The sequence below is a fragment of the Arthrobacter sp. 05T444 genome (genome assembly GCF_056395905.1).
In genome coordinates this window covers 78,144-100,758 of sequence record NZ_JBFTKK010000005.1, presented here as the reverse complement: position 1 = coordinate 100,758, position 22,615 = coordinate 78,144, and the positions used below count along the sequence as shown (strand labels likewise).

Here is a 22,615-nt window from a genome sequence, read left to right as displayed (position 1 = left end):
TAGCCACCTCGGCCGCCCAGCCAGCTCGGCGGCCATAACGCGCTGAGGCGCTATGAACGCATAGATGACCGCGAGCCCTGCCGCAGCGGAGCTAACCGGGACCCCGAACCCCGGAACCGCCACAGCATCGAGAAACATGGCGGCAAATAGCACCAAGATAACGAAGGACGGTTTGTCACGGGATTCGACCGGTTTTGGAAGCCGCATGCTGGACCGTGTCACAGTTGCAGCCCTGCGTAGATGAGCGCTATCTGATCGGTCATAGTGCGGACGCTGTTACCGAGCGGCAAATCTTTGGGCTCTGTTGTTGACCGGACAAGTTGGGCGAAGATGTGTGAGGCAACTTCACCGGGATCGGTCCCTGCCACCAAGGACTGCGGACCGACGATCTCGGGGTTGCCGCCGACTGCTGTTGCAACTATGCCGATCCCGGCGCCGACCGCGTCCAAAAGAGTGTACGAGCAGTTTTCCCACACCGAAAGCTGCACCAACACATCGGCCTTGGCCATAGCCGCCAAAGGGTCAACAAAGCCTGGGAAGTCTACTGCCCCGCCAATGCCCAGCGAATCAGCAAGACACTCCAATGTCGCTCGCTCCGGCCCCTCCCCTGCAACGGTTAAGCGGGCTTCTGGGTTCTCGTTCAACACAAGAGCGAAGGCGTTGAGAAGGGTGTCCAAGCCCTTTTCTGGCGCCAGCCTGGACAGTGAAAGAACATGCAGATTGGATGTCCTCTCGGTATCCCCTTTGAAAGCTTCCACTCGCCGGCGAATTTCCTGACGATTCACGCAATTGGGGATGACTGCGATCGACTGTCGCGGCTTCCATTTGGCCAGCATGGCGTTTTTGGTCGCCCCGGAGACTGCTATCACGGCGTCGGCACGAAGAAGCCGAACTCGGTGCATAGTGGCCTTGGCTCGGGACTTCCACGCTGCGCCGTGGTACACCGAATCATCACCGGCAATACCGTGTTCCGTGGTGACCAACCGTACCTTAGTTCCCAGCGCCGCCGCCGCGGCCACGACGTCCGCGTAGGCAAGGTGGGAATGAACAACCTCAGGCTGCAGGTGCCGTAGATGCCTTCTCAACGTCATGTACGACTTCCGGAATCCGGCACTTGGGCCGAACTCCCCGGTGATGATGGCGATATCCATGTCCCGTAGCCGCTGAGCCAGCATGCCCTCGGGGCAGAGAACTACAATCCGCCATCCGGGCACGCCTGCCTGGGCGGCGTCCATGACGTGCCTCGCCACACCGCCAAGATCTGACACTGGCACCACCCAGAGGGCGGTGCTGCGCCAAGATTCTGCGCAATCTCGCCTCAGAACCATTTTTCCAACCGGTCCAGGGCCGTCCAGAAGCCCTCGCCGCTGTTGACGTGCCCCTGCCAGATTTCGGGAATGAACGGCGCATCCGGAGTCATTCGGCCCAGTTGCTCCGCGAGTGCTGCCCAGTCGACTTCACCCTCTGCGACCTGCACTCCCTCGCCGTCGACGCCAGTAGCGTCCACGAGGTGCAGGTGGATGGTGTGCGGTGCCATCAGCTCAACTGCTTCAGTGAACGACATTCCCAAGAAGTTCGCCGCCAGCTTGGAGTGCGAGACGTCGAGGCATAATTTGGTGCCGGTGGCGGCCGCAAACTCTGCCGTGTCCTTGGGATCTAGGAAGAGGTTGTGGAACTGCTGCCCGCCCATCAGCCACGGGTAGGGAGGCAAGGTCTGCGCCGCAATGCGCACCCCCGCGGTATCCAGACGTTTGAGGGCGTCGTGGATCCTCGCGTACATGGCGGGGCGTTCGGAGGGGGCGACGTGCTTGTCCGCTGTGAAGCCACCCATAGTGACGACCATGATGGGTTCGTCTTCTTTGGTGAACCACTTCGTCAACGATCGGGTGATGTCAATGGTGCGCTGAACCTCGGAGATGGAACGCTCCCAGGTCTCTTCGTCCTGCGAGGCGAGGTCCACAAGGAAGTCACCGGCGAATAGGTCCGGCAGGTGAGTGGTGAAGCCCATGTCGAGGGGGCGCTCGAAGACCGAATCGACGTCGATTTCCAGGTCTTTGTAGGAAAAGTGGAACTCGAGGAAATCCGGAGTGCAGTCCTCGATCAGCGCTGCGTGATCGTGGTATCTGACCGGGAGGCCCCAAGGTCGGGAGAATTCGAAGTCGCGGCCGGTTGGTACTTCGTCCGTCAAGTCACCGGCGAAGAAAAAGTCCCCCTCCGCAAAGGAGCGGCGCATGGTGCGCCCCAGAAGCAGCGGCAGGGCGTTCGGCTGGAGCCCACGCCCTGGGCTCTTGACCGCAACATCTGCGGCCATCAGAACTTGTCCCGATTTGACTGGCCGGGCGGCGACGAGGGATTTTGCCAAGGTCACGCGATTCATCATTTCCCCGGTGGATACCTGGCGAGGAGTGCTTTCGCCTATGGACTCCTCCACCTCGCGGATCTGCTGCACCATCTGGGCGAACTCATCCGGGAGGAGCGAAACCTTGTGGTCGTTGCCTTCCATGGAGGTGTCGATGGTGAAGTGCTTTTCTATGATCCGGGCTCCGCGTGCCACGGCCGACACGGGAACGTGAAAACCACGTTCGTGTCCGGAGTAGCCCACGATGCACTGGCCAATTTCGGCTAAGCGGTCCATGTAGGCAAGGTTTACGTCCTTGAATGGCGCCGGGTAGGTGGACTGGCAGTGCAGCATGGCGTAGCTAGAGCCGAGACCCTGCATCAATGCGGCAGTCTGTCGGATCTCGTCCTCGCGAGACATGCCCGTGCTGAGGATCAGTGGCAGTCCGCGGCTGCCGGCGTCGCTCAGGAGCTCATGGTTGGTGAGGTCAGCGGATGCGATTTTCAGGCCAGGAATTCCGTAGTCCACGAGCACCTCGACACTGGGTGAATCCCAGGGGGTGCACATCACATCGATGTCATGCTGCTTGCAGTGGTCGAATACTTCAACAAGGCCGTCGGCGCCCAGAGACACCCGGGAAAGCAGGTCCAGAGTGTACTGGGCGCCAAGGTCCTCACCCGCACTCGAGCCACCGGACTGACGGTAGAGAGCTTCCATGTCGCGGAGCTGGAACTTGACGGCATCGGCACCTGCCTCAGCAGCTAGATCGACCAGCTTCTTGGCGAGATCGATCGATCCGTTGTGGTTATTGCCGATCTCAGCAATGATGAACGCCGGGTTGCCGGCTCCGATTTCGTGCTTGCCAATCCGGAGGACGTCGGCCCGGTCAATGGCAATTGCCATTAAGTGCCCGCGCTGGTCGACCAGCGGGAGGTGGCTCACTCCCCGGTGCATGTACGTGCTGAGCTCAGCGGGGAGTGTGGTGTGGCGAGCAGTGCGGACATTTCTGTTGGCCACGGTCAAGCAGGAGGTTGTCAGGTCCGCAGAAGAGTTTTCCACAATCCACCTGCGGAAATCGCCATCAGACAGCGATCCCTGCAGGACGCCGTGTTCGTCAACGCAGAATACGATCCGTTCCTGGTTGTCAGAGATTTTTTGCAGCCCGGTGAGGATGGGATCCTCTGAGAAGACGATGTAGGGCTTGATGTTGCGTTCAACGATCATTGTGATGCTTCCTCTTCGGTGCCCATTTCCTGTCGGAAGCGGACCATTTGCTGTTGTGCAATTGAAAGGTCCAGTTCGGTATCAACGTCGACGCCCTCCCCCTCGGCCATGACGAACAAGCCAATGCGTCCGCCCAGGCGGTTATGGTATTGCTCGTAGATGTCAGTTCGGGTTACATAGAGCGACCCGGTTTCGCGATAGCGGAAGTCCTTTTCTGCGAGATCCTGGCGGCGCGGCCGGCTCTCCACGGCGTAATCGGCCGAGGGCTGCTTCCCCATCGTCCATAGGAAAGGAGTCTGCGGCACCACGCCGACCAAAGAATCCACCTTTGACTCGCTGAATTGCTTCACGGCGCGGTCCAGGGTGCCTTTAAACCGGATGGGGGACGTTGCCTGCAACAACATGACCGCATCCGGTCTGCGCCCTTGGGTCGTTCTGAAGTCTATGGCGTGCTCCACCACAGGCTCTGTCGCCGTCTGGTCCTGGGCAAGCTCAGCGGGCCGCAAGAAAGGTACATCCGCCCCTGCCGCCCGGGCCACGTCGGCGATCTCCTGATCGTCGGTGGACACCATGACGTCCAGGCCGCTGGAGGCCGCAAGTGCCTGTTCGATAGTCCAGACCACCAGGGGCTTGCCATCAACGTCCCGCAGGTTCTTGCGGGGGACGCCCTTGGAGCCGCCCCTGACGGGAATAATGCAGAGGATGTTCATGACGTATATCCAATCTCGGCTTTAAGTAGTCCGGCAATGACCTTCGCCGGTTCCACGTCTGGACGTTGTGGTGCTGACGTGGGACTGTTTCCCCAGCGGGACATTCCGTAGCGTTCCCAGAACTCCTCCAGCCAGAGCGGTGGCCGCCGGTAGGTCACCCAAGAAGGCAAACCGCGGGCGGCAGCTTCCAAGACGCCGGTAGAGAATACGGAGACCACTGGCGCCTTACTTTGCGAAAGAGGCGTACCGGACCGATCGATGCTGATCCCACGGCGGGTCCACAGGGAGTGCTGCAGGCGGGACAACTTGTCTGTTTCGGAGGGATGTGGCCGATAGACAGCCCCCGTCTCCAAACAGAAGCTCTTCGCCGCACCAGCAAACCCAGCCCGTGGAAGCTCCGCACCATGCAGCTGTCCCAGAAACACCGGTGCACCGATGCCGTCCGGGGAAACAGGAGAAAATGGCTTGTTGGCTGAGTCCCATAGCAATTGCGATCCAACTACCTCATGGGTGACATCAGAACGCCCTGCGGACCAGTACGCGGAGTCGGCTTCTGAGAACGCCAACAGATGGGCGTTCTGCGGCAGAGGCGGTGCGTGCGGCGTGATGAGACCGTGCTGCACGACCACGAATCTTACCCCGAGCTTTTGTGACCACTTGTGGGCGGCTGAGCTGAGAGGCAGATAATTACCAGCCGCGAGCGCCACCTTGAGGTCCTTCAAAATCAACGGAACTTCGTCAATACCACTAACTTCCTGCGCTCGCCAGCCCTCACCCGGAAGCAGGGACGCAATATCGCCCGGAGCCAGAACAGCGACATCTGTCTCGGCAAGGAACTTGAGAGGTGCCATATACGACGCCACGGATGTCGGCTTTGTTGAATCCAGAACGACCAGGATTCGTGGATTTTCGCCGCGAACTAACAAGTATGCTTTCGGAGGTGTTTGCCGGCGTAGCAGCAGCCTGGCGCGACGCACCTGTGATCGCGACTGCTGCCACCTGTGCCAAGCTTCCAAATCCGTAGGGTGATTCAGGCCCACAGTGACTCCAATGCTTGAACTCGATGGTCAAAGGTGTGCTCGGCTAGGGCTCGTTTCCTGCCGGCTTCTCTGATGTTGCGCGCCCAGGCGACGTCTGAAATGGCCCGATTGGCTAGATCGACCAGCTCCGCTTCATCGACGAAAGCCAAGCACTCGGTGCCGACCTCGAAAAGTTGCGCTACGTCCAAACGATCAGTGATTTGCAGTGCGCCGACTCCAGGCGCCTCAAATGTGCGCATGGTAAAGCCGTCTTGATCGCCGTGCAGATTCAGCGTCGCGGGTGAACCTGCCATAACCCCATAGGCATCACTTCGAGCAAGGTCAGGACCGGACTCTATTCCCGCGCTTTTCCATTGTTTGGTGCGCGCAATGTCCCACAGTTGCCGCGACCAGGATCTGCCGAACGCCTTGACAGGAACTCCACTTGCGCTCAACTTTCGCAGAGTCTGCTCCCGCGACGGGTACCGTGCACCAACAAAGCTGACAGCCTCTTGTGGGGTTACGTCGAACTGAACCCGGTGATCGTAAGCCAAGGGAACGTGCGCTGCGTGGATACCCGCTGCTTGTAAGACTGCAGTATCCAGCGGACTGTAGCTGGCTATTGGTCCAATCGCCGCCAAGGTGTCTATTGAGTAGCGCATCCGACGAAGTTCGTCATATAGCCAAGTAACCTTGGCCGCACCGGAACGATGCAGAGAGTCCCACCAGTCTTGCTCAAGCTGATCCCCTTTGACGACGACGACGATGTCAGGCTTCGTCGTCTTGAGGGCGGCGACGGCGTTTTGAGTAATCGCTGAAGCGGCGGTTGACCATCGGAGCCGCTCAGGTAGTTCATGCAGCAATTTGTTCTCAAAGCGACCCTTTAGGCCTTGCGGCTGGTCGTAGCAGTGGACCACTACTTGGTGACCAGCGGCCTCCAATGCAGAGCTTATTGACTGCCAGTAGCCGTGAAAACACGGGCTGACCAGCAGAATTCGGCGTGGCTTCATTCAATAAGCCCCTGTGCCGACAATTCGTCCAGGGCCTTGTCCCAAGTGTCCGACGCCGCACCGGGCGCATCCCATGAGGCCACTATGAAGTCGGCGATGGCGGCCCGCGTCGTCCACCTAGGTAGTGGTGCACCCAAGGAAACCAGACGACGCAGGTCGGCGCAGGCATGGTCGATATCGCCGGCCCGCTTGACGTCAACGTGAACCAGACGCACATCAACCCCTGGGGCCGCGTCCATCGAGTACTGCGCAAGCTGGTCCAACGTCGTGCGGACACCGCTTCCGCAGTTCAGGACCCGGGCGCCGGCATCCGTAGCTGGAGGGTTGATTAGACACCATTCGATGAGGTCAGCCAAGTCTTCAACATGGACGAAATCGCGAGTCTGCGTGCCGTCACCATAGATTGACAGCTCACGGCCTTCCTTCAACCGGGCCAGGAATGCAGCCAAAACACCGGTGTACGGGTTGTGAAGTGCTTGTCCGCGTCCAATCACGTTCTGTGGACGGATAATAGTGGCGCCAACGTTCGCATGGGTCACGGACTTAAGCACAGCTTCTGCTTCAGATTTAGTTTCACCGTAGACGGAAACCGGATTATGCGGGTCGTCCTCGTGAGAGGGGAGCAGGATGCCTTCCGCTCCGCCATCCTGTGCCTCAGTTAGTTCGGCGGGACTGTCAGCCACCAAGCCTTCCCCATAAACGGCTCGGGAGCTCAAAGACACAATGGGGCAATTCCATTCAACCGCAGCCTCTGCCGCGAGCCGCGTTCCCTCGACATTGACTCGCCTGTAGTGATCACCTTCGTACATGGACTGGGCCGTGCCGGTTTCGGCAGCGAGATGAACGATTGCGTCGAAAGGACCGAAAGCCTGCCATGAAGCAGCGTCCGCGACATCCCCCTTGAAAACAACCCCCGGGAAACGCTCCGACGACGCGCGAGGGTCTTGGTGCACCTGAGCCTCCAAGCTGTCGAGGGCCGTGACGGCGTGTCCCCGCAGAACCAGTTTTTTGGCAACGTGCTGACCGATGAAGCCGGCTCCGCCGGTGATAAGTAACTTCATGCTGTTTCCTTGTTCTTCCGCTGCGAAATCATTCATTGCATCGCTGAGCTGACACTGGAGATGACCCGAGCCGGGACACCTGCCGCTGTGGCACCGGCGGGGACATCTCGCGTCACCACAGCACCCGCACCAATCGTGGCGCCCCTCCCAATGGACACCCCACCTAGGATGACGACGTGCTGGCCAATAAAGCATCGTTCACCAACGTAGATTCGACCGGTTCCACGCACGGCCATGTCATCTTCCGGAATATGCGTCCCAGAGTTGATTAGGACTCCATCGGCAATCATTGTGCCAGTGCCGATGACAACATCGTCTACGGCATGGAGGTGCACGTTGTGGCCTACATAAACCCCGTCACCGATAGTGAGGCTTCCTCCAGGTTCTGCAGCCAGCCATGCTCCGTCATGCACAGCGCAGTCTCTGCCTAGGGAAATGCGCTCAACACCTCGAAGAATTTTTGGTTTGATGATTGTGGATCCGGATCCCATTGACTTGAACGCCCGCCTGTAGACCAACGCGGTGGCAACTTGCCCCAGCTTCCATCTCAACGAGGGAGCGAGTTCACACAGAAATTTCGCCGCGTTCACTTTTGTTTCTCCAGATACCCAAGCTCTGTCCTGAGTACATCTCGAGCATTTACGTTGCCCTTAAGGCACTGGCGCAGCGAATTCACTCCGAAGTTCACCCATGAAGCAGCCCTGAGTGCAAAAACGAGGCTTCTACTGCTGCCCCACTTTCGAGCGTACTCAAACCGGGATGAAACAAGCCAGTGGCGACGGCGTTCCGGATCGGATGAGCCTCCTCCCTCATGCGTGACACAGACGGTGCCCAAGAAGACAGAAATGACACCTACGCCTCTGAGTCGTCGCTGCAAGTCCACTTCCTCGCTGTTCATGAAGAAACGCTCGTCAAATCCCCCCACCTGCCTAAATTGAGCCACTGGTATCAGCATCGCTGCGCCGACCACCCAGTCCACCGGGACGATAGTTCCGCTAACGCAACGCGTGTCATGGCCTACATTCTCGTGAAGCCACGGCAGGTGCCTGAACCTGGCCAAGGGAGTTAACCACTCAGTTACTTGGTGCTTCACAGTGGGGAAGTGACGGCCCACCCACTGCGGTGCTCCCGTGTGACCCACTACCTGAGGACTAAATACGGCCGGCTGCCAGGGCCTCGCTGCTGCCAGCAATTCCTCCACGAAGGTGTCACCGATCTCCAAATCACTGTTGAGAACAAGTGCAAGGTCGCCACGTGAAGCTGCTACGCCCGAGTTAACGGCTGAACCGAATCCACCATTAACATCCCGCCGGACCAGGGTGATGCCGTCAAGCTGTGGAAACGCTTCAGGTGAGCAGTCGTCGGCGACCGTGATCTGTGAGACGGCGCTCGAAGACGCGCCTGAGGCATCTTTCTGGCGTTTCAGCGAATCGACTAGGGCAATGGTGGGCGCGGGGTCGCCATAGTGAGGAATGACGACCGAAACAGTGGAGCAAGTCATCGCGGCGTGCACGTCCTTCGTTACGGGCTTGAACATTTCGGAAGAAAAGGATCGGACAAACCTTTGAGTAGTCATCGCTTACTCCTGGCCATCCGGACTGTTGTGAGGATTTCCCGGTAATCATTCCGCACCGGCTTCACCACCATCAGAGCGAAGAACCCAGCACAGTGAACGGCCACGGCCAATGGCACTAGAAAAATGGAGGGAAGACCAGCGAAAACCGTGACAGCGGCCCACGTCGTCAGGGACGGGACGGCACATACGGCCATGACGCGGAGCGCAGAAACGATCAGAGGGAGTGTGTTGAGATGTGACAACCGTCCGATCCACCACAGCGAAACGGGCCATAGCAGCATGTGCCCGAGAGCAAAGCCGCCGGCGACCCCGACAGGACCAAACGCCGAACCAGCCAGCATCAGGGTTACGCGCACCGCGGCGGTGAAGGCGGTAAATTTCATTAGCTGGGTAGCCAATCCTCGGCTGGCGTAGATCCATCCACCCACTGCAGCTACAGACGTCATGCCCTCGCCCAAAGCCAGGAACTGAATAAAAACGGCAGTGTCCGACCAACGCGCTCCCAAAGCTAGATCGACGACCGCCGGGGCTGCGGCAATCAGCCCGCCGGCGGCTGCCAATAGAGGGTAAATCATGACCAACTGTCCACGCTGGACGAACTGCATGAATCTGGCGTCGTCGTCGTGTAGGCGTGAAAGCACAGACAAAGACAGCGTGTCTAACGGTCCGCGCAGCTGGTTCATGGGAACTCTGACAATCTGAAGGCCACGGCTGTAGAGACCAACTGGAACCGGCCCAAACAGCCGTCCAATTAGGACCGAATCGGCATTGTTGACGGCATAAGTGAGCATCTGCGACCCAAACATGGGAAGTCCGAAGCCGAAAAGTGCCCGCATTCGTTCCGATCGTGCGTACAGGCCTGGCAACCAGCCGGCAAAGATCACGAAAAACAGCAGCGCTGCAACGCCGCCCACCAACTGCTGGGCCACCAAGGCGTTTGGGCCAAGACCGATGGCAGCGCCCGCCACACCGGCGCCCAGACCCAGGACGGTAGACAAGATCTCGGCCAAAGCGACACGTCCCAGCCTTAAACGTCTGGTGAGATCGGAGCGGTACTGTGTTGTCATTCCCGATAACAAGAGCGTGGGCGCCAGCCCCCACACAAGTTGTACAAGTTCGTTTCGGCCATAGAAGGCCGCAATGGCAGGAGCGCATGCCACCGTGAGACCGCCCAAGAGTAGACCGGCGCCGGCGTTCAGCCAAAAAAGATTGTCCCGCTGACCGGCCGAGAGAGTGCGGGCCTGGATTGCGGCACTGCCGAGCCCGAAGTCTTTCAGGATGTGCCCAAAGCCGATGATGGCCCACACCATGCCAACAAGACCGTAATCAGATTCGGTCAACAGCCGGGAGAGGAGGACGACGGAGGCTAACTGAAGAAGGAATCGTCCGCCCTGCCCACCTAGTGTGAGCGCCGCGTTTCTCGCGGCCGAACGCCCAAGGCTGCGCGTTTCGCTTAAAGGCACAGGAGAACGAGTCACAGCTTTATCCCCCAATATCGTTTGCTACTGCGGCTGAATCGTATCTCGCAAGGCCGTAATATGAGAAATTCCGCTACGTCCGGTCTCCACATTCGCCTCGACTTGGCCCATTCCGCTTACGCGGTTCTGGGAGTGCCGGCGCTCACTCGAACCTACAGGCGGTACTTGCTTCTGCTTGCGCTGGGCCCATTGCGCCGGAGTGTTAGTCAACTTGCGTTAAGATCATCCGGGAGTGCCTGACTGAAGAGATTCTCCTAAATCGGGAAAAGGGGGGAACAGAGATGGAATCCAGCTACGACTGGCGCGTGCGCACGTCCCGCGTCCTGCGCGCCGTGGATGCGTTCGTTGTGGCTTGGGCCGTCACCGGCGCGTACATTGTCCGGTTCGGCTTCGCACCGGACCTGGAGTCGATGAACAACGAGGCCGCGTACGCGATTTTCTCCCTCGGACTCATTATTGCCTGGTGGCTGATGCTTGAGGCCTGGAACAGCCGTCAAAGCCGGATCCTAGGGTCCGGGGCCGATGAATACAAACGGGTCGCAGCAGCGTCTCTATGGCTTTTTGGATTAGTCGCAATCGTCTCTTACGTGCTGAGGATCGAGACTGCGAGAGGTTACGTGGGTGTAGCCCTTCCCGTCGGCTTGGCCGGGTTGATACTGTCGCGTTGGCTTCTACGACAGCACCTCAGCATTAATCGCCAGACGGGCAAGAGCATGTCCCGCCTACTGATTTTGGGCGGCCCCAGCGCCGTGGCGCACCTCGCCTCGTCCCTAACAAGGTCCCGGGAAGCTGGGTACCTGCCCGTCGCTGCCTACACTCCCAGCGCTTCGGGCGGGACCGACATCGAACCCGAGTCCGGGCTTCCCATCCTTGGGAACTCCCCGGACACTCTGTCAATACTGGAGGCCATTGAACGGTGCGGCGCTGACGTCGTGGCGGTGTCGGCTGGCGTTCAGCTGCACCCGCAGATTCTCCGACACTTGGGATGGGAACTGGCGGCCCGCAACGTGGGGCTGATCATGGCGCCCGCCCTCACCGATATTGCTGGCCCGCGTATACATACGCAGCAGATCGCAGGCTTACCCCTTATCCACGTAACGACGCCGACACTTGAAGGCGGACAACGGGTCGCCAAGCGCCTTTTCGATGTGTTGATGTCGGCGTTACTAATTGTGACGGCGTCGCCCATAATGGCGCTCATTTGCATCATGATCAAGGCCGACAGCCGGGGACCGGTCCTGTTCCGGCAGGAACGCGTCGGCATCCAAGGAATCCCGTTCTCGATGCTTAAGTTTCGGTCAATGGTGACGGACGCGGAGGAGCGCCTCACTGAACTCGCGGGCCGCAATGAGGGCAACGGCGTTCTCTTCAAGATCAAGAACGACCCCCGGGTCACACGAATTGGGAAGTTCCTGAGGAAATACAGCCTGGACGAACTGCCCCAGCTGTTCAACGTTTTCTCGGGTGCCATGAGCTTGGTTGGTCCTAGGCCTCCCTTGCCCCAAGAAGTGGACGCGTACGAGCAGCACGTGCGCCGCAGACTCCTCGTCAAGCCGGGCGTAACCGGCCTTTGGCAGGTCAGCGGTCGTTCTAACCTTTCGTGGCAAGATTCCGTGCGCCTTGACTTGTACTACGTGGAGAACTGGTCCTTGGCGGGAGACTTGGTAATCATGCTCCGCACCGTTCGCGCGGTCTTCCACAGCACTGGCGCCTACTGAAACCTCACCCCAACGACAAACTTTGTTGCGTCGCGGAAGGACAACAGCAGACAATGACTCACGGCACCAACACCGGAGGCTCCGGCGAACACGAGGAAAATCACAGCCCGGCGCAGGGCAAGCGTCGACGGAGCATTCGGCGTCGCCCGTTTCTCCTGGCCAGCCTTACCGTGGCCGTCTTGGCAGCGATAGCTGTGGCAGCCACAGCTTGGATCGGCATGAGGGCGGTTTCAGTTCGCGACGAGCTCAACGGCGCCACAAAATTAATTCCTCAGCTAAAGACGGCAATCCAGAACGATGATCCAAAAGCAGCCGCGCAAATAATTGACAAACTTGCAGTCCATACTTCCGGCGCCAAGGAAGCGACCGCAGATCCACTGTGGGCGACGGCCGGCGCGCTGCCGTGGATCGGCGGTAATTTCCGAGCCGTCAACGACGTTGCTGTTTCAGCAGACGAGATGGCGCAGCTTGGTGCCCGTCCGCTGGTTGGCATTTATCAGTCGCTCGATTGGGAGTCGCTGTTGCCGAACCGCAAAGGCGTGGATCTGGCTCCGCTGACCAAAGTACAGCCCGCCGTGGCACGGGCCGCTGCCTCTGTCCGAGACGCAGCAGAGCGGCTGGACCGAATCGACGCCGCCGGCCTCCTCCCTCAGGTGTCGGATCCCCTGATTCGTGCCAGGGATGAACTTTCCACCGTGAGCCGTGGCCTAAGCGCAGCGGCAGATTTCGTAGGTCTCGCCCCTGACATGCTGGGAGGCAATGGCAGCCGAGACTACCTTTTGATGATTCAGAACAACGCCGAAGCACGTTCGACAGGCGGTATCCCCGGCGCACTGGCCAAACTTACCGTTGACAAAGGCAGGCTGACGCTCGGCTCCCAGACAAGTGCCGGAGCCCTCGGCAAATTCTCGCCTCCGGTCGCAGTTGACCCGAATCAGGAGCTGATCTACTCCAACCGCATGGGGACATTCATGCAGGACGTCAATCTGACGCCTGATTTCCCTACTGCAGCCAAGACAGCCCAAATGATGTGGGAGAAGAAAACGGGCGAACGGCTGGACGGCGTGGTCTCAGTAGATCCTGTGGCTCTGTCCTACATTCTGGACGCCACCGGTCCTATAGCGTTGGCCGATCCCACGCTTGAGAACTTGCCCACCGGAAGATTGCCAGCCCAGCTCAACAGCAAGAACGTTGTGACGACTCTTCTTTCGGACGTCTATGCCCAGATCCCACTGCCGGCGGTACAGGATCTGTATTTTGGCGGGGTGGCGAGCGAGATCTTCCGGGCACTGTCGACTGGGTCCGCCGACACGAAGAAGCTCGTAGCGGGGATCAGCCGCGGCTCGGACGAAGGCCGGATGCAGGTCTGGTCGGCGGATGCGAAGGAACAAGAGGCAATCAGCAGGTATCCGTTGGGGGGGGCGATCTCGGGGTCCCGCACCTTGGGTCCCGAATTTGGGGTGTACTTCAACGACGGAACCGGCGCCAAAATGGACTATTACATAAAGCGAACGGTGCAGCTTGTGGAGGAGTGCACGGCCGCGGGACAGCCGCAGACTAAGGTACGAGTCACGAGCTCGAACACCGCGCCCCCAGATGCCGGGACATCCCTCCCGGCATACGTAACAGGTGGAGGAGTGTTCGGCGTCCCGGCTGGCACGGTTCAAACGAACGTCAACGTATATGGCCCTGCACAGTCAGATGTCGAAGCAGTAGTTCGGGATGGCAAAAAGGTCTCCTTCAATTCCCAACACCACCAGGACCGGCCTGTCGGCGGGGTCACCATAAGAGTGGCGCCGGGACAGAGTACGACACTGGAAGTTGCATTCAGCAAAGTTAGACAGGTTGCCGAGGAGCCCAGAGTTTTTGTCACTCCGGGTGTGCAGCCCACCGCCAGCACGATCCTTCCCACCAGTGCAAGCGGCTGCAGCGTCACCGCAAAGCGGCCAGATTAACAGTATGTAAAGTGTCTTGATTGACTTTGGAAGCAGGGCCAACTGGGTGCTAATCTACTTTGGGCAGGACAACGAGATTCACCCCACGGTCACATGGGGATGGGGAATCTCCACAATTATGTGACATCCGTGTAAAAGGTCTCAGGGGGACAAATGAAGAAGTCTGTTGCTGCGCTTGCGCTTGCAGGAACCATCGCACTTACCGGTGCCGCACCGGCATTGGCAACCTACCCGGCACCCGGAACCGGAACCGGAACGGTGTCCGACGGCACCGTCGCCCCGGGTGAAGTATTCACGTTCTCCGGAACCGGGTTTCTGGCCGGCGAAACCATCACCATCACCGTAACTTTGACCAGCACTCCGCAGGCACTGGGTGGCGGTTTCTCGGGCGGTGCCAGCATGTCCGTTCCGTCCAAGATCAATGTCCTGGCAGCTCCGCAGACGTTCACCACCACTGCAGCAGCGGATGGGTCCTTCGCGTTCCAGCTCCGCTTGGGCAAGCCGGGGACGTACACCCTGACCGCAGTTGGCAATACTTCCGGCCACAAGGTGACGCAGAGCGTGACCGTGGTCGCAGGAGCGGACAGGGGCGTCGTCAACACTGCGGGCAACGGCTCTGGTCTCGCAAACACTGGTGCCGGTCTGGCCAATACCGGCGCTGACTCCAGCCTCATCCTGTGGTCGCTGGTCGGTGGCGGCGCACTCGTAGCTGGCGCCGCTTCGGTAGTTGTAGTTCGCCGCCGCGCAAACGCTGAGGCTTCTGCCTAAGCACTAAGCCACAAGGCTCCGCAAAAGGCGGTTGGGTCTCCGGAATTCCGGAGACCCAACCGCCTCTCGCTTTTCATTCCATTGGCGTATGGACCAACATGCAAAAATGCCCGACGCGAGCCTCGCGTCGGGCATTTTCAGATCGGTTTACGTCCTATTAGCCGTTGAATTCCTTCATCCAGGACTTCAGATCCTCGCCGAACTCCGCTCGTTCAGAGGCCAAAGTAATCACGGCTTTCAGGTAGCTCAACTTATCGCCAGTGTCGTACCGCCGGCCGCGGAAGACAACGCCGTAAACACCACTGCCGTCCCCAGCCCCAGCCGCAAGCGTCTGAAGTGCATCAGTCAGCTGGACCTCCCCGCCACGGCCGGGTTCCGTCTCTTCCAGAACGTCAAACACAGCCGGGTGCAGGACGTAGCGGCCGATCACGGCTAAGTTGGACGGCGCCTCTTCTACGGATGGCTTTTCCACCAGGCTGTTGACGCGGACGTAGTCTTCGCCATCAATTGCCGAGATGTCAGCGCAGCCGTAAGCACTGATCTGGGAGGGCTCCACCTCGATCAACGCGATCACCGAACCGCCCGTCTTCGCCTGGACCTCCATCATCGTCGTGAGAAGCTCATCCCGCTCGTCGATCAGGTCATCACCCAGCAGGACTGCGAACGGCTCGTCTCCGACGTGCTGACGGCCGCACAGAACGGCGTGCCCCAAGCCCTTGGGCTCGCCCTGCCGCACATAGTGGATGGGACCTAGGCCCGAGGCGTGCCGGACGGCGTCCAAACGGGGCTGATCGCCCTTGAGCTCGAGTGTGCGCTCCAGGTCCGGCGCGCTGTCGAAATGATCCTCCAGCGCACGCTTGCTGCGGCCGGTGATCATCAGGACGTCCGTCAGGCCAGCTGCGACAGCTTCCTCAACGACGTACTGAATGGCCGGCGCATCTACGACCGGCAGCATTTCCTTCGGCATCGCCTTGGTAGCCGGCAGGAAGCGCGTGCCCAAACCTGCTGCCGGAATAACGGCTTTACGGACTGATTTCCCCAACGTTGTCATGACTGAACCCTACAAATTGACTTGGACAATGCGAAATTTTGGGGCGCAGATTTCGGCCCGATTCGAGGCTCGCGTAAGTTCGTATGCATGGGCAAATGGAGTCAGGCGGGAGCGGTGCTTCCGGCACGAGCGCTGCTGGCCCTGTACCTGGCCGGACTCGCTGTCGTGGCGTTCTGGCCAACCCCTGTTGACCGGCCGGTCGCGGGCAGCCTGCAGATGGTACTGTTTGCCCTTCACACGGCCGGGCTACCGGAGTTGATCAACTACAACTTCGTGGAATTCTCGTCCAACATCCTCATGTTCGCGCCGATCGGAGTCCTCGCCGCATTGGCATTTCCGACTATCCACCGCGGCCGCATTGTCCTGGCCGGATTCGCGGCGTCCTGTTGCATCGAGTTGGGGCAGCAGCTATTCCTGCACGACAGGTTCCCGAGCGCGATGGATATCGTTGCCAATACGGCGGGCGCGATGTTGGGACTTTGGGTTTTGGGTGTGCTAGAGGAGTGGCTGCGGCAGACCGGTTTCGACAAGTTCAACCAGCGGTAGGGTTCTTGATTTCGACAGGCTCAATCAGCGGTAGGTTTCGACAGGTTGGTTTCGACAGGTTGGTTTCGACGGGCTGGTTTCGACAAGCTCAACCAGCGAACTTAGGCTCGCGCTTCTCCTGAAAGGCCCTAAAGCCCTCGGCATAGTCGACGCTCTTGCATAGCCTCGCCTGCTCCGAATTCTCCTCCTGCATCGAGGCCCACAGCCCCAGACGCTGGTCGCGGATGTGCGCCACCAGCTCCTTGCTCGCCTTGAACGCGCCCGTCGCCCCGGTAGCCACCTTGGCCACGATCGCGCGCGTGGATTCCAACAACTCATCAGCCGGCATTGCCCGGCTGAACATTCCCTTGGCCACCGCCTCGGCGCCGGTCATGAGCTCCGCCGTGTAAATCAGGTCCAGCGTGCGGTGCATGCCCAGCCGCTCGGTGAAGTACCAGTGCCCGCCCGAATCCAGCGTGGCCCCCAGCTTGGCAAACGGCGAGCCGAACTTCGCGTTCTCCGCCACGTACACCACGTCCGTCGCCAGCAGCAGCCCCAGCCCCACGCCCAGGCACGCCCCCTGGGCGGCCGCGAACGTCGGAGCCGGGAACGAGCTCATCTTCTGCAGCAGCGGCTGCACCAGTCCGCCCAGGTACGCCTCGGCGTCGTCGCTCTCCGGCGTTACGCCGGCAATGTCACGGCCCGCGCAGAAGGCGCGCCCCTCACCCCTGAGCAGCAGCGCCCGCACCTCACCGCGCGAGGCGGCGGCAGCGGCGTCATCGTACGCCCGTGTTAAATCCCGGAGGGCCTGCTCGTCAAGGGAATTCAGCTTGTACGGTGCGTTGAGGACCACTTCGGCGATGCCGTCGGCGATGGAGAGGGAGATCATCATTTCTCGATTCTGATTGGTTTCGACAAGCTCAACCAGCGGGTCTTGGTCTCGGCGGGCTCGGTTTCGACAAGCTCAACCAGCGGGTCATGGTCTCGACAAGCTCGACCGGCGGGTCCTTTGGTCTCGACAGACTCGACCGGCGGTGACTACACGTCGAAGTCGACGGTGACTTCCTTGCTCGTCGGGTGGGACTGGCAGGTCAGCACGTAGCCCTTGTCCAGTTCATCCTGCTCCAGGGCGTAGTTCTCGTCCATGGTCACGGTGCCGGTGACCACCTTGGCGCGGCACGTGCCGCACACTCCCCCGGCGCACGCGAACGGCACGTCCGGGCGGACGCGCAGCGCCGCGTTGAGGATGGACTCGCGGGCATGGGTGGGGCTGGCCACGTCGCCCTGCAGGCCGTCCAGCTTGAACGTGATCTTGTACGTCTCCTTGGACTCGTCCTCGATGACGGGACGGCCGGCGTTGCCCTCGGGCCGGTCCGGCTTGCCGGAGGTGAACAGCTCGAAGCGGACATGCTCGGGCTTCACGCCGCGCTCGGCCAGGGTGTCCCGGCACAGCTGCACCAGCTCGAACGGCCCGCACAGGAACCATTCGTCCACATCGTCCGCGTGGATGGCGGTGCCCAGCAGCGCCCGGAGCTTCTCGGCGTCGATCCTGCCGCTCAGCAGCGGCGCGATCCGCTGCTCGCGGGACAGCACGTGGTGCAGCGCCAGGCGCGACGGGTACCTGTCCTTCAGGTCCGCGAGCTCCTCCAGGAACATCACGTCCATGGCCGCCTTGTTGGCGTAGATCAGGTCGAAGCGGGTCTCCGGGTTCGCGGCCAGCAGCGTGCGGGCGATCGCGATCACCGGGGTGATGCCCGAGCCCGCGGCAATCGCCACGAAGCTGCCCGGTTCCCCCGCCAGCTCGCTTGCCATCTGCTGGGGGCGGTTCATGGAGTTCATGACGTTCTGGTCCACGGCCTGGCCGTCCCGGCCGTGCTTGGAGACAAACGCGCCCATGGGGCTCATCACGTCCAGGGTGTCCCCGGCCTTCAGCTCGGCGTTGGCCCACGTGGAGAACAGCCCGCCCAGGTCCTTCTTGACGGCCACCCGGATCTCGCTGGTGCCGTCCGCGAAGCTCCGCGGCTCGGCGCAGATGGAGTAGCTGCGCCGGATTTCCTTCGGCTCGCCGTTCTCATCCGGCAGCGTGGTGCGCAGGGCCACGTACTGGCCCGGCAGGTAGTCGAACTGGCCGGCCAGTCCGGCCGGCACCGCGAAGGTCACCTCGATGGCGTCCTCGGTGAGCCGGCGCACCTCCGCGACGGTGAGGGTGTGGAAGGACGGACGACGGCGGCCGGTGGCCTGCGCCGATTCGGCGGCGGTCTGGCGGACAACAGGCATGGGAGATTCCTTACAGGACTTTGAAGTAGTCGAACGGTTCCTTGCAGTCCTGACAGACGTACAGCGCCTTGCAGGAGGTGGAACCGAAGCGGGTGAGTTCCTTGGTGTTCAGCGACGAGCACTGCGGGCATTTCACGGCCAGGCTCAGCCTTACGGGGCCGGAGTGTCCCCCGGCGGCGGCGCTGCCGCTGGGCGGGGCGATGCCGTACTCCTGCAGCTTGGCCTTGCCGGCGTCCGTCATCCAGTCCGTGGTCCACGCCGGGGCGAGCACCAGTTCCACGTGGACGCTGGGGTAGCCCTCCTTGCGGAAGGCGGCCTTGAGGTCGTCGCGGATGGCGTCCATCGCGGGGCAGCCCGAGTAGGTGGGCGTGATGGTGACCTGGACAGCGGGCACCAGCCCGCCGTCGTCGAACAGCCGGACGCTGCGCAGGATGCCGAGGTCCTCGATGCTGAGGACAGGGATTTCCGGGTCGCACACCGTGGCGGCGACGGCCCACGCCTTCTCCTCGGCGCTGACCTCCGCGATGCGGGTGCCCGGTTCCTGAATGTACACGGCAGTCACCAGCTCGCTCCGGGATGCTCCCGGGCCAGCACCTGCATCTCCGCGAGGATGTAGCCGAGGTGTTCGGAGTGCTTGCCGCGGCGGCCGCCGCCCGGCGCGAACGGCACCTGCGGGACCTCCAGCTCCGCCTCGGCGAGGATCTCGTCGGTGAGACGGTCAAAGTCCGCCTTCAGGCTGGAAGGCTCGACGGCGGTGCCGGCTTCAGCCAGGCGGTGGGTCAGCTCGTCATCCACGAAGAGCTCGCCCACGTACGGCCAGACCAGCTTCAGACCGTGGATGATCCTGGCCCGGGACTCCTCGGTGCCGAGGGCCAGGCGGAGGATCCACTGGGCGCTGTGGTCGCGGTGGTAGTCCACTTCCTTCACGGCCTTGGCGGCGATGGCGGCGAGCGTGGCGTCCGTGGACTGCGTCAGCCGGCTGTACAGCTCGAACTGGTAGTAGCTCACCACGAACTGGCGGGCGATGGTGACCGCGAAGTCGCCGTTGGGCTGCTCAAACAGGTGGGCGGAACGGTACTCGTGTTCGCGGCGGAAGTAGGCGAGATCGTCCTCGCTCTTCTCGTTCAGGCCGCCGGCGTAGCTGAGGAAGGAGCGGGCGTGGCCCAGCTGGTCCAGGGCGATGTTGCCGAGGGCCACGTCCTCCTCCAGTTCGGGGGCGCGGGAGATCCAGTGGCCCAGGCGCTGGGCGACGATGAGGGCGTCGTCGCCGAGGCGGAGTGCATATTCGGCCGCGTCCTCGGAGGGCTTCACCAGGCCGGTGCGGACCTCGAGCGCGATGTCCTCCGGGCGGAGCGCGTTGCCCGGCGTGATGCGGGTGGCGCTGGCGGACGAGTCGCCGCTGCCTGCGACGCCGACCGAGATGTCGCCGTGGCCGGTGGACTCTGCGGTGTGCGTTTCGGTGTGCGTTTCGCTGTGCGTTTCGGGAGTGGTCACGCTTTCAGAATTCACAGGTGCTTCACTCCTTCACTCTTGGTGTAATACGTGGCGTGCCGATAGTCCTTGCCCTGCGGGGACTCGAAGAACGAACCCTTCGCGTCCGGGTCGCTGGCGGCGATGGCGTCGGCCGGGACCACCCAGATGGACACGCCCTCGTTGCGGCGGGTGTAGAGGTCGCGGGCGTTGCGCAGGGCCATGGCGGCATCGGGCGCGTGCAGGCTGCCGGCATGGACGTGGCTGAGCCCGCGGCTGGACCGGACAAAGACCTCCCAGAGCGGCCAGACGTTGCCGGTTGAGCTTGTCGAAACCGAGGTTGTCGAAACCGCGCTGGTTGAGCGTGTCGGTGCACCGCTGGTTGAGCATGTCGAAACCGAGCTTGTCGAAGCCGGGATTTCGACAGGCTCAATCACCGGGGAAGCTGAAGGCTCAATCACCGGGGCAGCCGGACCTGCCGGGACCTTGGCAGCCGAGCTTTCTACTGCTCCGGCGGAGCTTGCCGGTACTTCCGGGTTGCCGTGGGGGCTCATGCTGCGTATTCCTTTTCTGCGTGCTTGCGGGCCTGTTTCGCCGCGTAAGCTGCGGCTGCTTCGCGGACCCAAGCGCCGTCGTCGTGCGCTTCGCGGCGGCGCTCAAGCCGCTGCGCGTTGCAGGGGCCGCGGCCGGCCAGAACTTCCTTGAACTCTTCCCAGTCCAGCGGGCCGTGCTCCCACTTCCTGGTTTCCTCGTTGAAGCGGACTTCGCTGTCCGGGAGGGTGAGGCCCAGGACCCGCACCTGCTCCACCATCATGCCGACGAAGCGGCTGCGCAGCTCGTCGTTGCTGAAGCGCTTGATGTTCCAGGCCATGGACTGCTTGGAGTTGGGCGAATCGTCATCCGGCGGGCCGAACATCATCAGGGCCGGGGCGTACCAGCGGTTCACGGCGTCCTGGGCCATCTGCTTCTGCGCGGGGGTGCCGTTGGAGAGTTCCAGCAGGATCTCGAAGCCCTGGCGCTGGTGGAAGGACTCTTCCTTGCAGATGCGGACCATGGCCCGGCCGTAGGGCCCGTAGGAGGCGCGGCAGAGCGGCACCTGGTTGCAAATGGCGGCGCCATCAACCAGCCAGCCGATCGCGCCCATGTCTGCCCAGGTCAGGGCCGGGTAGTTGAAGATTGAGGAGTAGCGGGCCTTGCCAGCGATGAGGTCGTCCATCATCTTGTCGCGCGGCTGGCCGAGGGTCTCGGCGGCGGAGTAAAGGTACAGCCCGTGGCCGGCCTCGTCCTGGACCTTGGCCATGAGGATGGCCTTGCGCTTCAGGCTCGGCGCGCGGGAGATCCAGTTGGCCTCCGGCTGCATGCCGATGATCTCCGAGTGCGCGTGCTGCGAGATCTGGCGCAGGAGGGTCTTGCGGTAGGCGGCAGGCATCCAGTCCTTCGGCTCGATCCGGGAGTCCTGGGCCATGACGTGGTCGAAGTACGCCTGCCCTTCCGCCTCGAGCTGCTGTGCCCGCTCCTGGTCCTCTGGGGACAGTGCCTCAGGCACTGACTGCAGATTCTGCGCTGCCATGGTTGCTCCTATGCATTCACGTGCGTCCTCGGAAATAATTACCGACCGTTCGTTCAGGATATGCGGAAGGTTTGGAGGGCGTCAAGCATGGTGCGACAACCGCTGCGGCTGCGGATGCCGATGGTAGCTTGAGATTGTGACCGAGCGCAGAGGAAAAAGCCCCCCCCTTTGGGCCTCCGTACTTATCAACATGACCGCTGGGCTCCTGGTGGTCTCACTGACACAATCGTTTCTCGTCAAGGTTTACCGTGTGCCTTCCGGCTCCATGGAACGTACCCTTCAAGGCTCACAAGCTGGCGGCGACAGGATCTTAGTAAATCGGCTGTCCCAGCTCAGCGGTCGGCCAACCCCAGGAGACGTGGTCGTGTTTGCGCGACCTGAGTCGTGGCGGGCGGAGGAAGCTGCGTCCCGCAGCGCCGGGGTGGCTGCCGCCGCCCGAGTATTTGGCGATCTGACGGGAATCGGCCCCTCCAATGAGGAGTACCTGGTGAAGCGGATTATAGCCGTCGGAGGACAGAAAATAAGCTGCTGCGGCGCTGACGGCAGACTCCTCGTTGACGGCAAGCCCATCGACGAGCCTTATGTGTTCGAAGACGTCCCGTTCGTAGCAGGTCGAGTCAATTGCGATTCCTCGCCGCGCTCCGCCCGATGCTTCCCCGAATTCACTGTTCCCGAGGATGAGTTGTTCGTGTTGGGCGACCACCGGTCGCAATCGTCCGATTCGGTCGCCGCGTGTCGGAGCCAGGCTCGGAGGGTTGACGCTGAGTGCGTCAAAACAGTTAGCACCGAGGCAGTGATTGGTACTGTCATCGGGAGGCTGTGGCCTCTAGACCGATTGGGTGGGCTCGGCTGAATACATCCAATG

21 protein-coding genes are annotated in these 22,615 nt (G+C 61.4%); 5 read left to right on the top strand and 16 right to left on the bottom strand.

Annotated features, from left to right (window positions below):
* Positions 1 to 218: 218 nt before the first annotated feature.
* The 9 genes from AC1DD3_RS06905 to AC1DD3_RS06865 all read right to left on the bottom strand — a co-directional run bounded on the left by AC1DD3_RS06905 (position 219) and on the right by AC1DD3_RS06865 (position 10,401).
* Positions 219 to 1,328, bottom strand: coding sequence for a glycosyltransferase (locus tag AC1DD3_RS06905; protein WP_476881278.1), 1,110 nt, complete (start codon positions 1,326 to 1,328; stop codon positions 219 to 221).
* Entirely contained in the window at positions 1,319 to 3,562 is a 2,244-nt protein-coding gene (locus AC1DD3_RS06900) for an N-acetylneuraminate synthase family protein (protein WP_476881277.1), read from the bottom strand. Before AC1DD3_RS06900 ends, AC1DD3_RS06905 begins: the two co-directional genes overlap by 10 nt.
* Complete coding sequence (locus AC1DD3_RS06895; protein WP_476881276.1) at positions 3,559 to 4,272, bottom strand: acylneuraminate cytidylyltransferase family protein; 714 nt, start codon at positions 4,270 to 4,272, stop codon at positions 3,559 to 3,561. The genes AC1DD3_RS06900 and AC1DD3_RS06895 overlap by 4 nt, the downstream gene beginning before the upstream one ends.
* On the bottom strand, positions 4,269 to 5,123 hold the full coding sequence (locus tag AC1DD3_RS06890; RefSeq protein WP_476881275.1) for an RNA-binding protein: 855 nt from the start codon (positions 5,121 to 5,123) through the stop codon (positions 4,269 to 4,271). The genes AC1DD3_RS06895 and AC1DD3_RS06890 overlap by 4 nt, the downstream gene beginning before the upstream one ends.
* 179 nt (positions 5,124 to 5,302) lie before the next feature.
* Positions 5,303 to 6,301 (bottom strand): CgeB family protein, encoded by a 999-nt coding sequence (locus AC1DD3_RS06885; RefSeq protein WP_476881274.1) that lies wholly within the window; start codon positions 6,299 to 6,301, stop codon positions 5,303 to 5,305.
* Positions 6,298 to 7,362 carry an NAD-dependent epimerase/dehydratase family protein gene (locus AC1DD3_RS06880; protein WP_476881273.1) on the bottom strand — a complete coding sequence of 355 codons (1,065 nt, stop codon included), beginning with the start codon at positions 7,360 to 7,362 and terminating at the stop codon, positions 6,298 to 6,300. Before AC1DD3_RS06880 ends, AC1DD3_RS06885 begins: the two co-directional genes overlap by 4 nt.
* 32 nt (positions 7,363 to 7,394) lie before the next feature.
* Positions 7,395 to 7,598 (bottom strand): DapH/DapD/GlmU-related protein, encoded by a 204-nt coding sequence (locus tag AC1DD3_RS06875; protein ID WP_476881352.1) that lies wholly within the window; start codon positions 7,596 to 7,598, stop codon positions 7,395 to 7,397.
* 350 nt (positions 7,599 to 7,948) lie between these two features.
* Complete coding sequence (locus AC1DD3_RS06870) at positions 7,949 to 8,899, bottom strand: glycosyltransferase family 2 protein (protein ID WP_476881272.1); 951 nt, start codon at positions 8,897 to 8,899, stop codon at positions 7,949 to 7,951.
* A gap of 35 nt (positions 8,900 to 8,934) precedes the next feature.
* Positions 8,935 to 10,401, bottom strand: coding sequence for a lipopolysaccharide biosynthesis protein (locus tag AC1DD3_RS06865; RefSeq protein WP_476881351.1), 1,467 nt, complete (start codon positions 10,399 to 10,401; stop codon positions 8,935 to 8,937).
* 296 nt (positions 10,402 to 10,697) lie between these two features.
* On the opposite strand from AC1DD3_RS06865, the gene AC1DD3_RS06860 reads away from it, so the two are divergent.
* The 3 genes from AC1DD3_RS06860 to AC1DD3_RS06850 all read left to right on the top strand — a co-directional run bounded on the left by AC1DD3_RS06860 (position 10,698) and on the right by AC1DD3_RS06850 (position 14,857).
* Positions 10,698 to 12,134 carry a sugar transferase gene (locus AC1DD3_RS06860; protein WP_476881271.1) on the top strand — a complete coding sequence of 479 codons (1,437 nt, stop codon included), beginning with the start codon at positions 10,698 to 10,700 and terminating at the stop codon, positions 12,132 to 12,134.
* Between the two features lie 53 nt (positions 12,135 to 12,187).
* Entirely contained in the window at positions 12,188 to 14,089 is a 1,902-nt protein-coding gene (locus AC1DD3_RS06855; RefSeq protein ID WP_476881270.1) for a DUF4012 domain-containing protein, read from the top strand.
* Positions 14,090 to 14,242: 153 nt separating this feature from the next.
* Positions 14,243 to 14,857 carry an LPXTG cell wall anchor domain-containing protein gene (locus tag AC1DD3_RS06850; protein ID WP_476881269.1) on the top strand — a complete coding sequence of 205 codons (615 nt, stop codon included), beginning with the start codon at positions 14,243 to 14,245 and terminating at the stop codon, positions 14,855 to 14,857.
* A gap of 157 nt (positions 14,858 to 15,014) precedes the next feature.
* Here AC1DD3_RS06850 and galU read toward each other — a convergent pair whose 3' ends face one another.
* Complete coding sequence (gene galU / locus AC1DD3_RS06845; protein WP_476881268.1) at positions 15,015 to 15,908, bottom strand: UTP--glucose-1-phosphate uridylyltransferase GalU; 894 nt, start codon at positions 15,906 to 15,908, stop codon at positions 15,015 to 15,017.
* Between the two features lie 87 nt (positions 15,909 to 15,995).
* On the opposite strand from galU, the gene AC1DD3_RS06840 reads away from it, so the two are divergent.
* Positions 15,996 to 16,454, top strand: coding sequence for a VanZ family protein (locus AC1DD3_RS06840; protein WP_476881267.1), 459 nt, complete (start codon positions 15,996 to 15,998; stop codon positions 16,452 to 16,454).
* A gap of 88 nt (positions 16,455 to 16,542) precedes the next feature.
* Here AC1DD3_RS06840 and AC1DD3_RS06835 read toward each other — a convergent pair whose 3' ends face one another.
* From AC1DD3_RS06835 to paaA, 6 genes are all read right to left on the bottom strand, one after another.
* Positions 16,543 to 17,322 carry an enoyl-CoA hydratase/isomerase family protein gene (locus AC1DD3_RS06835; protein WP_476881350.1) on the bottom strand — a complete coding sequence of 260 codons (780 nt, stop codon included), beginning with the start codon at positions 17,320 to 17,322 and terminating at the stop codon, positions 16,543 to 16,545.
* 149 nt (positions 17,323 to 17,471) lie between these two features.
* The gene (paaE, locus tag AC1DD3_RS06830) at positions 17,472 to 18,710 is read right to left on the bottom strand and encodes a 1,2-phenylacetyl-CoA epoxidase subunit PaaE (protein ID WP_476881266.1); all 1,239 of its coding nucleotides are present in this window, start codon (positions 18,708 to 18,710) and stop codon (positions 17,472 to 17,474) included.
* A 10-nt stretch (positions 18,711 to 18,720) separates the two neighbouring features.
* A complete protein-coding gene (paaD, locus tag AC1DD3_RS06825; protein WP_476881349.1) occupies positions 18,721 to 19,263 on the bottom strand; it encodes a 1,2-phenylacetyl-CoA epoxidase subunit PaaD in 543 nt (180 codons plus the stop codon).
* Between the two features lie 5 nt (positions 19,264 to 19,268).
* Positions 19,269 to 20,204 (bottom strand): 1,2-phenylacetyl-CoA epoxidase subunit PaaC, encoded by a 936-nt coding sequence (paaC, locus tag AC1DD3_RS06820; RefSeq protein ID WP_476881265.1) that lies wholly within the window; start codon positions 20,202 to 20,204, stop codon positions 19,269 to 19,271.
* A gap of 11 nt (positions 20,205 to 20,215) precedes the next feature.
* Positions 20,216 to 20,734 (bottom strand): 1,2-phenylacetyl-CoA epoxidase subunit PaaB, encoded by a 519-nt coding sequence (paaB, locus tag AC1DD3_RS06815; RefSeq protein WP_476881264.1) that lies wholly within the window; start codon positions 20,732 to 20,734, stop codon positions 20,216 to 20,218.
* The gene (paaA, locus tag AC1DD3_RS06810) at positions 20,731 to 21,750 is read right to left on the bottom strand and encodes a 1,2-phenylacetyl-CoA epoxidase subunit PaaA (protein ID WP_476881263.1); all 1,020 of its coding nucleotides are present in this window, start codon (positions 21,748 to 21,750) and stop codon (positions 20,731 to 20,733) included. The genes paaB and paaA overlap by 4 nt, the downstream gene beginning before the upstream one ends.
* 190 nt (positions 21,751 to 21,940) lie before the next feature.
* On the opposite strand from paaA, the gene lepB reads away from it, so the two are divergent.
* Positions 21,941 to 22,603 (top strand): signal peptidase I, encoded by a 663-nt coding sequence (gene lepB / locus AC1DD3_RS06805; RefSeq protein WP_476881348.1) that lies wholly within the window; start codon positions 21,941 to 21,943, stop codon positions 22,601 to 22,603.
* The last annotated feature ends 12 nt before the right edge of the window (positions 22,604 to 22,615 follow it).